Source organism: Vibrio gallaecicus (assembly GCF_024347495.1).
Lineage (GTDB): Bacteria > Pseudomonadota > Gammaproteobacteria > Enterobacterales > Vibrionaceae > Vibrio > Vibrio gallaecicus.
This window is the reverse complement of record NZ_AP025490.1, coordinates 2,072,806-2,087,033: the sequence shown is the minus strand read 5'-3', so window position 1 is coordinate 2,087,033 and position 14,228 is coordinate 2,072,806. Positions and strand designations below refer to the sequence as shown.

Below are 14,228 nucleotides of genomic sequence, written 5' to 3'. Positions count from 1 at the left end.
ATGGAGCATAGAGTCTTTCTATGAAGCTATGAAGCTATGAAGCTATGAAGCTATGCGAACGATCATATTACCAAGCACCCAGATAAGATTTGTAGGATTGAAGGCGGACTGTTGCTGCGCCAATCACATCAATGAAGCCCCAAAATGGATGCGGTTTCTCTGCGGAAATCCAAGCTGCACCTGCTGCACCTATTGGAATGGTGTAGCCTTCAGGTTCAAATATTTCTAGTACGATAGTTCGCCCTAAGCCATTACCGTTTCGAACAACGTGTTGACCGACACTTTGTGGCCCTTGAAGAGGTGAAATACTCGATTCACCAGTACCAGCTGTAAAGCTGTGAACTTTGGCGCGGAACACGTGACCTGGGTAAGCGTCAACAAAGAACTCGGCAAAATCGCCCACTTTTACGTAACCGTAAGTTTGGTCTGAAATACGCATTTCAAGGAATTTCTTACTGGTGTTGTATAGGTGCATGTTACCCATAACCGAACCTTCAGCAATGTTCACTATTGACACTTGACCATCAAACTCGGCGGTAATTGTTTTCTTTTCTTGTGCCCAGTTAACCTTCTGTAAATCGGCTCTGAGTGACGCTAATGCAGCATTCATAACACGAAGATCTGAATTTAATTTTTCTACGTCACGAGTATTGAAAATTTGAGGCGATGTTTCAGCGCGATCCAAATCGCGAGTCATCTGCTTAATCTCTTCTTCTTTTTGTACAATCGAAGATTCAATTTTTGCTTTATCTGCCGCCGAATTAATGTCGACTAATGTATAGATCACATCGCCTTTCTTAACGATTTGGTTGTGATCAACGAACACTTGGTCGATCTGTTGACCGAAAACCGGAGACATTACAGCGTGTGGTGCTTTTACCGTTGTCGAGTTAGTCATATCAACAGGTGCCCAAAGGCGAGATACGATAGCTAAAAGACCTAAAATAACCGCGCCTCCAATGGCTGCCCATGTGTAGTTTTTAAAGCTCTTTTTTAATGCGCCAGTTGCAAACAGGGACCATACAATCAGGATATATGGGATCATCATTTCTTTCATTATGCTGCCTCGTTTCCGGTTGCTGTCTGTTTAGGATTCGCTTGGTTGATAAGATTTTGGTCGTTTGAATCTTGATTATTTGGGGCTTTATCGCTGGCAGCGGGGTCTTTAGGTTGAACACCACGGCGAATAACGTCACTGATGGATTGGCCAACATGTTTCCAATTTGCTAGGGCAATAACCAAAGCGATAACCCAAAAGGTTTTGCTGATGAATAGACCGCAAAGAGAAAGGGCGAATACAATTTGAACATGTGCACTTTTATGCTCTTTCGCTTTATGCACACCGAGTTCATGGACTTGCCACATGCCGTATATAACAGCAAGTACCACAGCCATGGTTACAGAAAACAGATAACCCGAGAAATACTCCGTTTGAAAAAACGTCATCATCATTTCATTTGGGTGGTTATTGAATTGGCTAAGGTCGATGTCTTTTGAATGTATTTTACCCATTGGTGCCAGCACCCAAGCGCCAGCAAACATCAGCACCATAAAAAGGATGAACTTAATAAAGACTAAGGCGACAGCCCAAATCTTTTGGAAAACAATTTTAAGAAATTTCATATCTCTACCTACGTAAAATAAGAAGAGAGAACTTGTAGCCTAGAATACTTTTTAGCATCACCTGAGAAGTTAATGCCTACCGCGTTTTAGTCATACTACGCATAGACAAAAGGTGTCGATGAACTCTAAAAATAATGGCGCTATATCCAGACAACGGATTCTCTGTATTAGGCACAAATTGGCCCCTTAGTGAATCAACTTCATTGTCTCGTTCCAAAAAAATACGAGTATTGGTCATTATCCGGTGTAACTCACCTTAAATAAGGGGCTCTTCCATGATGCTTTACACTGAGCACGATAAAAACATTCGTCATTCTGTTAGTTCGAGTGAACATTGATTTACTAGCAGGATAATAGGAAGAGAACTGAGTGGTATCTACCGTGTAATACGATTTTGATATATCGAATTTACGATGTGTTTATTTAATACTAAATCGGTACTCCGATTATTTGAAAAGGCTCATATACATCTTGAAAACTTTGTTCATTAACTTGGTCTGGATCATAGAAGTGGGTAAAAAAGAATTAGGAAGACCGGTCTAAAATATTTGAGAAATTAGACCAGTCAGGGGGGATTTGGACAGTTTATTTGAATGGATTCAGTGTAACCGGAGCAATGAAGAATTTCAGGTTCCAATCTGGAGCATACGGAACATATTCTGATGGGTTAGTAGCACCAACATTGGCATCAGGCTTCATTACATAATACTGAAGTTCAACCCCCCAGCGTACGGGCATAGGTCCAATTTTAAACATATCGATATAGCCCAAGCCTACTGGTACCGTGAATTGGTCTGAGCCATCTTTTGTCCAATCAACTTGTATATTCGGTGTCATACCTATTAGGGCTGTGTTGCTTAAACGATAGTTTAAAAAATACTGGATATCAGCTTGGCTTGTTGAGTCGGTGACGCTATCACTTCCGCCAACATCCCACCATTGCTGGGCTAAGAAACCTACGTTCCAGCTTTCAATGCTTGTTGGGTTACCTGTTTCTTTACCAAGACGAGCCACCATTGCAGCAGGACCTACTTGCCATTTATCTTGTGTTAAACCGTCAGTACCGGTGGGCATAATCATTGTTGGACCAACACCCCAAATCCAACCGTCGTCACGGTTAGGTGCGGCCATTGATAGAAAAACGGTGTCGCCCATGCCATTTGTACGACCTTCAAAGAAGTCACCGTCTTCACGATCTCCTGGAGCGCTATAATGGTTCGCTACCAGACGGTTAACTAGGTTCCATTCGCCATCCATAATAGGGACTGGCATTACTGGTTGAAAGCTGAAACGGTTTTGCATTTCATGGTGACCATCGTCTTTTTCTAGGACTGTGTAATCATTTTGGGTGATCAACATCCAAACATCAGATACAGGGTTAGCTGATTTTTTTGCAGCTTCTTGCACTGATAATTTTTCTTGTGCACTTGCTGTTGTCGAAAGTAGTGCTGCTGCGGTGATTGCAACAGAAAGGAGATTCTTTTTAAGCATATCTATATCCTTAGCCATAATTTTTAGGAAATTTATTTCATCTTCATAGCCATTAGCCATGAAGCGTTTATTCGTTGGGAGGAATATAGAGGAAGCGAATAATATGAATCTACGTGATATTTCGTTTTGTAATTATCGTGAATCCGATAGTTATAGTTATTTATTCCTTGGATATACAGATTAATAACAAATAACCGGCCGGCTTTTGAGAAAAGATATGTGTCGATTTTTAGAGGAATGACGTGCAGATAAAGTGAACGAAAAGTTCACCATGCTAAGTATAGTAAGGGCTAGAGCTTATGATGCTTGAAGATGAATGGATTTATCTGGAAAGCTGTATGGTGGGAAAAGGTGTAATGTTCGGTGCGTACGATATAAATATAAAACGAGCTTTACTACATGACAGAAAGTGATGCGCGAAACAGTGTCACGAAAAGTGAGACAATAAGCCCTTGTTTATCCCGTTCATTAGGCTAAAATTCAATACAAATCGAAACGGTGTAGTCATGATTTACGGATAAAGCTCTAAAGAGAAGGATGAGACTCTTTTAGAGTGTATATACGCGACATAAATAGAAAAAGCTTAGCCAACGCTAAGCTTAATATTCCGATAAGTACTGAGTAGATTTATACCTGAGTTAATCGTTACTTGAAGCGATAGTTAACTTGGAGACCTACATAATGAGCATGGCTTTCATAGGAGCCTTTCATGTTACCAAGATTAGGAAGTACATCGAGCGTATAATCGATCTCAGGTTCGCTTAAGTCGATGTAGTCGTAATAGCCGCGCATCTCCCAATTACGGTTGATTTTATACGTTGCTCCTAGACCAAATCGCCAAATTTCACCTAAAGGCACATCCATGTAAATATTATTTGGATTGTCTTGAGGAGATGTTTCGTAACTTATTCCTGTTTCTAAACGTACTTTTCGGCTTAATTGGTAGTGAGTGCCTATTGCGAAGTTCCAAACATCATCAAAGTTTCGAGTCACAACAGGGATAGGGCTATCATTGATATCCAGCGTTAAGTCAGTCCAGGTTGATAAATCGTACCAAGTGACACTCCACAGTAAATCCCATTTTGGAATAACTGTGTGTACACCACTTGCTTGTAGGTGTGCTGGCATAATGAAGTCCAAACCAACATCTGCAGAAGGAGCTGTGTCTAAAAACCCGGTATGGCTGGCCTTCACGTCTCCTTCACCATAATGTGCGATTTCAGAACGGTAAATTAAGCCAAATCTATGGTTATTGTTTGGTTTATAAAACGCACTTAATGAATAGCCAACGTTAAAATCGTTCGCTTCTGCTTCAAGCACACCCGTTCCAATAGTAGGCAGTGAGCCGGGGAGTACATCAAGCTCGCCATTTGCCGTAAAGTATTCAAAGTTAGCTGACATACCAACCGCTAATTCTTCATTTACTTTATAAGATATGGCTGGTGCAATTTGTACGGTAACAAACTCGGCATTTTCTAATAAGCTTTGCCCGTGAAAGTTTTTCCCATAATCAACCCCTGATCCTCCTTGGGATGCAAGCGCAATTCCGCCGTGAAACTTGTCATTAATCGGGGTTGCGAAATAGAAACTGGCCGCAGGGGTTAGCGTCCCACCATCTGCATTTTGACCATTAGCGAACGCACCCGTTGAGCCCGCGTCTGTATAATTAAATGTGGTATCAAGTAGCGCAGCATTCATCGTTACATTCATTTCTTCTAACTGCGACATACCTGCTGGGTTTGTCCATGCTGTTAAAGCACTTTCTGCTAATGCTGCGCTTCCTGCTCCTGCTGTACTGACATTTAAAGAGCCTAATTCAGGAAGAAGTGGACCCGCAGCATATGCTTGGCTTACTACCGTAGTAATTGCCAAAGCTAAAAAGTGTTTTTTCATTTAACCAACCTATTGTGATGACTACCATAAACAGGCGGATACTAGATGGACTTTAAAGTGAGAAACATAAGCAAAATAATTATTTAATTATCGCTTTCACGATGATTCAATCTAGGTGGATGTCAAAAGTCGGTTATATAAATGTGTTGTTTAGAAAATCTATGAAATTAAGTGATTATATAGTTAGACCGCAATACGTCAGTAGTAAACACTGAAATCTATCGCTCTTATTATTAGGTCTAGTGGTACTACTCATAGCAATTGAGTTTGAAGAGTTAAGTTTCAGTTCACATATAGAAAGCAAGCAAATGGTAAACATTGAACCTATTACGAAAAACAAGTAAAAGATAAGTTAATTATCGTTTTAACGATTGATAGGAAAAATGAATGAGTAACGACATTCCGAACTTTAACTTATTGGCTGTATTTTCTGCTGTGATGGAGCAGGGGAGTTTAAGTAAGGCGGCCGAGCACTTGAATACCAACCAGTCGACAATCAGTACCGCTTTGGGACGATTAAAGAATGATGTTGGTCAGGAATTGTTTGTACGCAGCGGGCGAGGAGTGGTACCAACCGCTTTTTCGCAGAGTTTGTATGAGCAGGTGAAAGCTCCAATACAAGAGCTTAATGGCGTCTTTCAGGGAATGGCATCATTTGATGAGGTGACATCTGAGCGTAAATTTGTCGTCTCAGCCCCTGAACATTTGCAGTGGTTATTGCTTAACCGCTTTGCTCAGTTGCCTAACCAAGGGATCTCGTTGGAAGTTTATGATCAACCTGACACTGATGATCAAGTTCATGAAGATCTTTTAACGCAAAAGTTTGATGCAATGATTGATATTGTATTGCCTGAGCATCCAAGTACCGTCAGTGAGAAGCTTTATGATGGTGAGTTTGTGATTGCTTGTCGCACTGGACACCCAAGAATTAAGGGTGAGATAACTGAAGCGCAATACATGACAGAAAAACATGCTGTTTTGGATCGAACTCGGCGTCAGGTTAGAAGCTTAAGTCACTATACTTCACTGGATATATCACAGCGTAAGATTGTTTTTCACGGCAGTTCGCTATTTAGTAACTTATTACTGTGCAGTCAGTCGGACTACATAACGGTTGTGCCACTTTCAATGGCAATTCAATTTCAAGAGCGTTTAGATTTACAGTTATTCCAGCCTCCTTTTGAGTATTTGCCTATCTCTCATTATCTGATTTGGCTGAAAAAACAAAATAACGATCCTGCTCATAAGTGGTTCAGACAAGAAATTATCAACACTTCCGATGAAATGTCACAGCTGTTACATCATAAGCGTCCTGCTTTTAAAAAATAGAAAAAGTATAAATTTCCATTAATATTCAATGATATAAATTAAATAGGAGGCTTCGGTCTCCTTTTTCTATTTAAACTTTCATATTACCCGTCTCTCCCTTCCCAACAATCACATTGATAACAAAAAATTATCACTATGAGAATTTTTGATAATTTCATTAAATTGTACCTTTCCCCTAATATACCCAACAACAGAGAAGATTAAGACTTCAGAACAGACAAATCGCTTCATTAGTTTGAAGTATACAAAGGTGAATAAATGAAATTTTTGCACACAATGCTTCGAGTGACGAACTTAAATAAATCTATTGAGTTTTATACGAAGGTTCTGGGTATGAAGGAGCTTGAGCGTCACGAGAACACTGAATATCGTTATACACTGGTTTTTGTGGGTTACGAGCACGGTGGAACAACTATCGAGCTGACATTTAACTGGGATACCAATGAGTACAACATGGGCAACCAATTTGGTCATTTGGCACTAGGTGTAGAAGATATTTATGAAGCGTGTGACAAGATTAAATCATTGGGCGGGAATGTGACTCGTGAAGCGGGACCTGTAAAAGGTGGAACCACTCATATTGCTTTTATTACTGACCCAGATGGCTACCAAATCGAACTGATTCAATTAGGTTAATTAGAGGATAACATGATGACAAACGCACTATTCCAACCGATTCAACTTGGTAATATCACTCTAAAGAATCGTATTGTAATGCCACCCATGACTCGTTCTCGTGCTACTCAGCCTGGCAACGCAGCAAATGAAATGATGGCTGAATATTATGCTCAACGTGCAACTGCAGGTTTAATTATTGCGGAAGGTACACAGATCTCAGCTATGGGACAGGGTTATGCTTGGACTCCTGGCATTTATTCAGATGAACAAATCGCGGGTTGGAAAAAAGTAACGGATGCTGTGCATGAAAAAGATGGCGTTATATTCGCGCAGCTTTGGCATGTTGGTCGTGTTACACACCCAGACAACATCGGTGGTGAACAGCCAATTTCATCATCAGCAATGAAAGCTGAAAATGTAAAAGTATTTATCGATAATGGTACTGATGCTCCTGGATTTGTTGATGTTGTTGAACCTCGTGAAATGACGAAGTCAGACATCAAAGATGTTGTCGAACAATACCGTCAAGCGGCTTTAAATGCGGTTGAAGCGGGTTTTGATGGCATTGAATTACATGCGGCGAATGGTTACTTGATTAACCAGTTTATTGATTCTGAAGCAAACAGTCGAACAGATGAATACGGCGGTTCAGTTGAAAATCGCTTACGTTTCTTAGGTGAAGTTGTTGAAGCTATGGTTAGTGCTATCGGTGCTGATAAAGTAGGTGTTCGCCTTGCTCCGTTTACATCACTAAATGGCACTGTTGATGCGACACCTGTTGAGACTTACACAGCCGCAGCGACGCTACTCAACTTATACAAAATCGTTTATTTGCATATTGCAGAAGTCGATTGGGATGATGCTCCAGAAACACCTAAAACATTTAAAGAAGCGGTGCGTAACGCTTACGATGGTGTTCTGATTTACGCAGGTAAATATGACAGCGAACGCGGTGAGAGAGCAGTTGCTGAAGGAGTGACTGATATGGTTGGTTTTGGTCGCCCGTTTGTCGCGAACCCTGATTTACCCGCGCGTATTCAAAATGGTTACCCACTAGCAGCACATGATCCAAACACATTGTTTGGCGGTGCTGAAAAAGGTCTGACTGACTACCCAGTATATGCAGGCTAAAAATACTGCCTGAAAGCAGAGTATTAAGATAGTATCTTGATCCTGTGAAATGTTTATAAAAGCAACCCGCAGAGTCGGGTTGCTTTTTTGTTATTGGACCATATGTAAATGATGAACGTAAAAGCAATGCGTGGAGAACTTTATCTCTTATGTGCAACTTTATTAGCTGGGGTTGGATGGATTGCTTCTAAGCTGGTGGTCTTAGAAATGCCAGGTCCCGTGTTTATTGGTGTCCGATTTACGATCGCAAGTTTATTGCTTTTACCCTTTTGTTTTCGCCATATTCGCCAACTGACGATTAAACAAATTATGTCGCTATGCGGTGTTGGCTTACTGCTTTCCGTCTCATTACAGGTGTGGGTGTATGCAGTTTCAGTGACCGAAACGTTATCTGAAGGGGCGTTTATTATGAGCTTAGCAATGATTATTGCCCCATTTGTTTCTTGGGTGATCTTTCGAGTTAAACCTAATCGTGCGTTTTGGCTGTCATTTCCTATCGCGATTATTGGTATGTTGCTGCTTACCTTAACTAATGGTTGGCATCTAGAGCCGAGCCAGATCTATTTTCTGCTGGCATCAATGCTGCTATCACTTCACTTTGTAATGAACAAACGAGTCATCACCAATATCAAGCCTATTGCATCAATTTGTATTCAACTTTTTGTGGTCGGCATCAGTGGGCTCGTGTTTGCGTCTTCGACTGTTCAACCTGAGTTTGAAATAACTCAAACTCTTGTGTTTTGGTTCGTAGTCTCTGCTGTCGTTGCCACATCTATCCGCTATTTACTGCAGACTGTGGGACAACATTCAGTGAATATGGAAGTGGCTGCTCTTATCATGATTTTAGAACCGGTATGGACGTTGTTATTAAGTGTCTGTGTACTTGGAGAGAGTGTAGAACTGCAAAAATTAATAGGTGGGGCGGTAATCATTGCGTCACTGTGTTGCTACATCAAATGGTCGAGAAAAAATAAAGCCCTCGACTAGAGCGAGGGCTTTGGTGATTTGGTTTTGTACTTACTGAATCTTGACTGAATTGCAGGGAGCTTATTTGTTAGATAGCGAAAACCTTTCGCTAGATATCAGCAACCATTTTCTGTAGTAAAGCGATCATTTGCTTCTGCTCATCTGAGTCGAGAGCGCTAAGTAAGTCTTTGTTTAATCTTAGAGGGATAGGGATCAACTCTGTTTCCAGCGCTTTACCTTTTTCAGTCAAAAATATTCTAAATGATCGACGGCTATTTGGGTCATCTCTGCGTTCAACGAGTGCGAGTTTTTCCAATTTGTCTAATGTTCGTGTGGTTGTTGAATTTTCAACCTTCGATTTAGCGGCGATGTCTCGTTGGGTGATGCCTTCTTCTTCCCACAGACACATCAATGTTGGCCACAAAGCAATGGTTAACCCATGCTTTTTCAACTCAGCATCAAAGTCTTTACTGGCTTTGTTAGCAACGACATTGATCATCCAGCCAAAGCTACTTTGTCTATTAAACTCTTCCGGCATTTTCTTACATCCAGTTCTTACTGTGATAATACAACTATTGTCATCGTAACTAATGCTGATGCAATAAGCACTAGAAATGCTTTTTGTTCTGATGAAAAAAGTTAACTGCATACCATTTTATTAAAAAACATCCAATATCATCAATATGCAGTTTTCGTTGTGGCTTATTACTCGCGCCTATTCACTGACCGTAACTTTAGATATGACAATATCTTCGCATGGAACATCTTCATGGCCCCAACGAATTGTTGTAGGGGCTGACTCTATTTTTCTGACCACATCCATACCAGCCGACACTTTTCCAAACACGGCATATCCCCAACCAGAATTTGTAGTAGAGGTATGATCTAAAAACTCATTGTTATCTAAGTTAATGAAAAATTGAGCGGTAGCGGAATGAGGAGCATCTGTACGCGCCATAGCGACGGAACCAATGACATTTTTTAAACCACGATTTGCTTCATTAACAATCGGAGCTCTTGTTGGTTTTTCTGTCATATCGATGGTATGCCCACCACCTTGGATCATGAAACCTTCGATGACTCTGTGGAATGTGGTGCCTTCATAAAATCCATCTTGGCAATACTTTAAAAAGTTCTTAGAGCTAACCGGAGCTTTCTCTAAATCCAACTCAATCTCAATGTCACCAAAGTTTGTCGTAAAAATAATCATAGTATTTACTGTTTTAAAAATAGTTGAAGGCAGTATAAGGAAATTCCATAAAGAAGAGTAGAAGAGTAGAAGAGTAGAAGAGTAGAAGAGTCGAGGACCAACAGAATACGAAAGCCATACTAGAAACGAAAAGGCTTAGTCATGAACTAAGCCTTTGGATTAATAAACTGGATGATTGTTCAAATTAATATTCGCTTGGAAGTACCCGCAAATATCAGCACAAAGCTAGCCAGAAAATGACTATTATAGATCCAGTAAGTAGTTAACTAATTGGTTGTATTCTTCATAGCTCTTGATGCTACCAGGTTTCACAATGTATTTATCATTCACTAATACGCCAGGAACACCTGTTAAAGTACTTGCCTCAAACTGCTTATCGAAACGTTTTTGTATCGAGTTAACAGCAAAGCTGTTATATGCAGCGTCAAACTTTTTAGCATCAATCCCAGTATCTAAGAAGATTTGACGTAGAGCCTCTTCATCTTTTGGCGCTTGTCTTAGGTCGTGTATTTGTTTGAACATTTCAGGAATCATGCTTTCTTCAGCGTCAAGAGCGATCATAGTTGCGTATGACTTAGCCATAGGCACTGCCATGTTGCTGCCCATAAAGGCTACGTGCACTTTCTCAAAACTAGCATCCTTCGGTAAGCTTTTTTTCAAGTTCTCAACCACACCTTCAAACTTGTAGCAATGCGGGCAATAGAAAGAGAAAAACTCCGTCACTGTAGATGTTTTTGCTTTTTTCACATCTAAAGTTGTGTAATGCGTCCCTTCTTCAAATTGTGCCGCTTGTGCTGATAAGCTAAGAATTAATGCGCTAAATAGAGTAAGTAATTTTTTCATAATGATTTTATTTCCAATAATTAAATCGTCAGTCATCACGCCATAAGTAGTAGCGTAATGAATTTATGTTGTTGTATAAGCTGAGATGAAAGCTAGGAAATAGGAGGGCGTAGTAAAGTTTGGCTATGTAAAACCGGTTTTAGTTTAGGTTCGCGTTCTATAAGCGCTAAAGATTGATGCTGATAATCAATAGAGCTTGAAGCCTTGAAAGGTGGCATTTTTAACAGGCAGACAGAGCTACAACCACTGTGTTCAGTGTGTTTAACTTCAGTCTCTTGATAGTTATTCGGGCAATCTAAGTGAGTGACTTCGGTAGTTAGGTGAGAAGTCACTGGCTGAATGGTATTCGCAAAACTAGGGCTGTTATGTAGGCTTGTGCTTTCTGTTGCCGGAATTTCAGATACAAGCCCGGTGTCAGCGCGTTTTATGGCACTAACTGAGTTATTTGCTACTAACATAGCAAACAACATAAAAGCATGTATCCAAATTTTATTAAGCAATTTTGGCATGAATGATCGCAATCTAGTTTAAACAATAACTTTCGTTGTTAAGCATCATACATGACCAAGGGTAACCCGCCAATTGTTCGATGTGATTCAATATTATTCTCTACTTTCGTTAAACATGTGTATGGTCCCGCGTTCCATATTTTTCGCATAAAATAGAGCTCTATCTGCTATCGCTATGAATTGTTCAATATTGACTTCATCGTTTATTGTTTTGCGATGCATAAGTCCAATGGTAATCGAAAGTACGTTACTAACTGTCGAGTCGATATTAGGAATTTTCAGCGATTGAATAATCATAAGCAATTTTTGAGCGTATTGTTGCGCTTCATCCTTACTGACTTTAGGCATGAAAACTAAAAATTCATCACCCCCAAAACGGAAACAGTCACCACCTTTACTTGCACACCAACTCTTAATTGAATGAGCTATTTTTATTAATGCTTGATCACCTTGTAAATGTCCGTAGCGGTCGTTAAGGTTCTTAAAACAATCAATATCGATCATAAATAAAGCGGCACTTGTTTTATTTATTATCGTAGTATTCAAAGCCGTTGGAAGAAGTTTTTCTAAAGCAAAACGATTATATATTTGAGTTAAATGGTCTGTATAAGTTTGCTTTTCAAGGGCTTGTTGCTGCTCAGCCAGTTGAACTTGAATGACTTTGTATTCAGTGATGTTTCGCACGGTCCAAAGTACATGGTGTTGAGCTAACGGAACAACAAAAGCGCTGAAGTATTGCAATCCGGAAGGTCCATCCATACCTTTAAAGCACGGTAATTGCCTTGAGTCTAATTCATACTCTAACTCATAAGCTTGTTGAGTTCGGATTACTTGCCGGACAATATCTTCAAACCAACATGCTTTTTCCATAGGTAGAATTTCACGAATGTGCATTCCTACCACTAAGTTTGGACTATGGTGACGCGTATGATCTGTTCCACCCCAAGCTTCCACGTAGAAGCCATCCTCATTAATTAAGAATGTTGGTTCTGGAAGTACATCAAACACCTTTGAGATGACTTCAGGGTTGTTGCTGACTGCTCGGTAAAATACTGAATCCAAGTTTTCGGGGTCCTGATAAATCCAACTGTTAATAAAGATATAGCGTATTTCATCAATTTTAACCGGATATAGCCCATATATTGATAATGAAGTCCCACTTTTAGGACCGTTTTCGTTACGGGAAGAAAGCAGTGCTGTATGGAATGTCATTCTTTATTTTAGAGGCATTAAAGCGGATTAAGACTATTGCTTTGAATCAAGACCCACGTGTCATAGAATCAATACTCCTATAGTTTGCGTCAGAATTTTTGATGTTCATCGGACTTGGATGGTCAGTGTGCATGTTTTAGGAGTGACGCATATTCTCGATTGATAAAGCGGAAGAGTTTGAAGTGCTGAACGTATTTTACTTAGCTGAATCAGTCGACCAACGGTTTACCCGTTAAGATTAAATTGAAGAGTAGTGAGAGTTAATGAGCAGTATTTTAGAGTGTATTCGAACTGTTGGACGTGGTGAAAGAGGGCGTAAGCCTTTATCGTTCGACCAAGCTTATAGAATCATGGATGAGTATTTAAGTGGGCAAGTTGGTGATGACCAAATGGCAATGCTTTTAATGCTGATTCGAGTGCAAAATGAAACGAATGAAGAGATTGCCGGCTTCGTTAAAGCATTCCAATCTCGAGTCCCAGATCTTGGTGCCGATATTGACTGGCCGTGCTACGCAGGTAAGCGAAATGACAAAAGTAGCGGTAAACCTTGGAATCTCTTAGCGGCAAAAATTTTGTCGGAACAAGGTTATAAAATTTTAATGCATGGTTATATGGATAAGCCAAGCGGGCGAGAGCATGTTGAAACCTACCTCGAAACACTCAACGTGCGAAGTGCCGAAAGCCCAGAAGATGCGAAAGCAATAATGGATGCGGATGGTATTGCTTATTTGCCATTGGCTAACTTTGCTCCTGAAGCAAAAACCATGATCAGCTGGAAAAATCGCTATGGTCTTCGTACTCCTATCAACACCGTAGTTCGAGCGTTAAACCCCGGTGGCGGTCGTTTAGGTTTAAGGGGCAGTTTCCATCCAGGATTCCCACAATTACACGCTGAAGTGGAACATGTAATAGGCAATAAGTCACACTCGGTTATTTCATTTAAAGGTCAATCAGGTGAGTCTGAATACAACCCGAAAGTGAGCCAAACAGTATGGATGAGTACTCCTGAGAAAGTAGAGTCATTTTATTGGGAAGGGTCAATGAATGTTGAGTTACCTACGCCTAAAGAATGCGTTCTAGGGACACCTGAAGATGAACATGAACTCATGGTTAATAGTGTTGTGGATACCATGACAGCGATTTTATTTGCAGAAAAGCACAATAAAGAAGAAGCCTATGCTTTGGCTTTACAATATTGGAAGCAATACTGCGCAGCTTGATAGCTTGATAGCTTGATAGCTTGATAGCTTGATAGCTTGATAGCTTGATAGCTTGATAGCTTGATAGCTTGATAGTGCAAAATTACTGAACTCCTGTCTGTACTTTGAGCATGCATTAAAAAGGTCAGCATAATTGCTGACCTTTTGTATTCGAGAGCGAAAAACTTAAAACTATATCCTTGG

General features: G+C 40.3%; 14 protein-coding genes. 5 read left to right on the top strand and 9 right to left on the bottom strand.

Going from position 1 to position 14,228, the window contains the following annotated elements:
* Positions 1-67: 67 nt before the first annotated feature.
* The 4 genes from OCU78_RS09000 to OCU78_RS08985 all read right to left on the bottom strand — a co-directional run bounded on the left by OCU78_RS09000 (position 68) and on the right by OCU78_RS08985 (position 5,007).
* Entirely contained in the window at positions 68-1,057 is a 990-nt protein-coding gene (locus OCU78_RS09000) for an efflux RND transporter periplasmic adaptor subunit (protein WP_137372903.1), read from the bottom strand.
* The gene (locus tag OCU78_RS08995; protein WP_137372904.1) at positions 1,057-1,623 is read right to left on the bottom strand and encodes a magnesium transporter; all 567 of its coding nucleotides are present in this window, start codon (positions 1,621-1,623) and stop codon (positions 1,057-1,059) included. Before OCU78_RS08995 ends, OCU78_RS09000 begins: the two co-directional genes overlap by 1 nt.
* 585 nt (positions 1,624-2,208) lie before the next feature.
* Positions 2,209-3,114: a hypothetical protein gene (locus OCU78_RS08990; RefSeq protein ID WP_137372905.1), complete on the bottom strand. Its 906-nt coding sequence runs from the start codon at positions 3,112-3,114 to the stop codon at positions 2,209-2,211.
* Between the two features lie 645 nt (positions 3,115-3,759).
* Positions 3,760-5,007: an OmpP1/FadL family transporter gene (locus OCU78_RS08985; protein WP_137372906.1), complete on the bottom strand. Its 1,248-nt coding sequence runs from the start codon at positions 5,005-5,007 to the stop codon at positions 3,760-3,762.
* Between the two features lie 387 nt (positions 5,008-5,394).
* On the opposite strand from OCU78_RS08985, the gene OCU78_RS08980 reads away from it, so the two are divergent.
* From OCU78_RS08980 to OCU78_RS08965, 4 genes are all read left to right on the top strand, one after another.
* The gene (locus tag OCU78_RS08980; RefSeq protein WP_137372907.1) at positions 5,395-6,336 is read left to right on the top strand and encodes a LysR family transcriptional regulator; all 942 of its coding nucleotides are present in this window, start codon (positions 5,395-5,397) and stop codon (positions 6,334-6,336) included.
* Between the two features lie 258 nt (positions 6,337-6,594).
* A complete protein-coding gene (gene gloA, locus OCU78_RS08975) occupies positions 6,595-6,972 on the top strand; it encodes a lactoylglutathione lyase (protein ID WP_137372908.1) in 378 nt (125 codons plus the stop codon).
* A gap of 15 nt (positions 6,973-6,987) precedes the next feature.
* Positions 6,988-8,085 carry an alkene reductase gene (locus tag OCU78_RS08970; protein WP_137373286.1) on the top strand — a complete coding sequence of 366 codons (1,098 nt, stop codon included), beginning with the start codon at positions 6,988-6,990 and terminating at the stop codon, positions 8,083-8,085.
* A 108-nt stretch (positions 8,086-8,193) separates the two neighbouring features.
* Positions 8,194-9,072 carry a DMT family transporter gene (locus OCU78_RS08965; protein WP_137372909.1) on the top strand — a complete coding sequence of 293 codons (879 nt, stop codon included), beginning with the start codon at positions 8,194-8,196 and terminating at the stop codon, positions 9,070-9,072.
* Positions 9,073-9,160: 88 nt separating this feature from the next.
* Here OCU78_RS08965 and OCU78_RS08960 read toward each other — a convergent pair whose 3' ends face one another.
* The 5 genes from OCU78_RS08960 to OCU78_RS08940 all read right to left on the bottom strand — a co-directional run bounded on the left by OCU78_RS08960 (position 9,161) and on the right by OCU78_RS08940 (position 12,825).
* The gene (locus OCU78_RS08960; protein ID WP_137372910.1) at positions 9,161-9,589 is read right to left on the bottom strand and encodes a MarR family winged helix-turn-helix transcriptional regulator; all 429 of its coding nucleotides are present in this window, start codon (positions 9,587-9,589) and stop codon (positions 9,161-9,163) included.
* Between the two features lie 177 nt (positions 9,590-9,766).
* Positions 9,767-10,261: a peptidylprolyl isomerase gene (locus tag OCU78_RS08955; RefSeq protein WP_137372911.1), complete on the bottom strand. Its 495-nt coding sequence runs from the start codon at positions 10,259-10,261 to the stop codon at positions 9,767-9,769.
* Between the two features lie 243 nt (positions 10,262-10,504).
* On the bottom strand, positions 10,505-11,104 hold the full coding sequence (locus OCU78_RS08950; protein ID WP_137372912.1) for a thiol:disulfide interchange protein DsbA/DsbL: 600 nt from the start codon (positions 11,102-11,104) through the stop codon (positions 10,505-10,507).
* A gap of 92 nt (positions 11,105-11,196) precedes the next feature.
* Positions 11,197-11,613 carry a hypothetical protein gene (locus tag OCU78_RS08945; RefSeq protein WP_137372913.1) on the bottom strand — a complete coding sequence of 139 codons (417 nt, stop codon included), beginning with the start codon at positions 11,611-11,613 and terminating at the stop codon, positions 11,197-11,199.
* 93 nt (positions 11,614-11,706) lie between these two features.
* Positions 11,707-12,825: a sensor domain-containing diguanylate cyclase gene (locus OCU78_RS08940; protein WP_137372914.1), complete on the bottom strand. Its 1,119-nt coding sequence runs from the start codon at positions 12,823-12,825 to the stop codon at positions 11,707-11,709.
* Between the two features lie 263 nt (positions 12,826-13,088).
* Between OCU78_RS08940 and OCU78_RS08935 the strand changes: the two genes are divergently transcribed.
* A complete protein-coding gene (locus OCU78_RS08935; RefSeq protein ID WP_137372915.1) occupies positions 13,089-14,045 on the top strand; it encodes a glycosyl transferase family protein in 957 nt (318 codons plus the stop codon).
* Positions 14,046-14,228 lie beyond the last annotated feature (183 nt).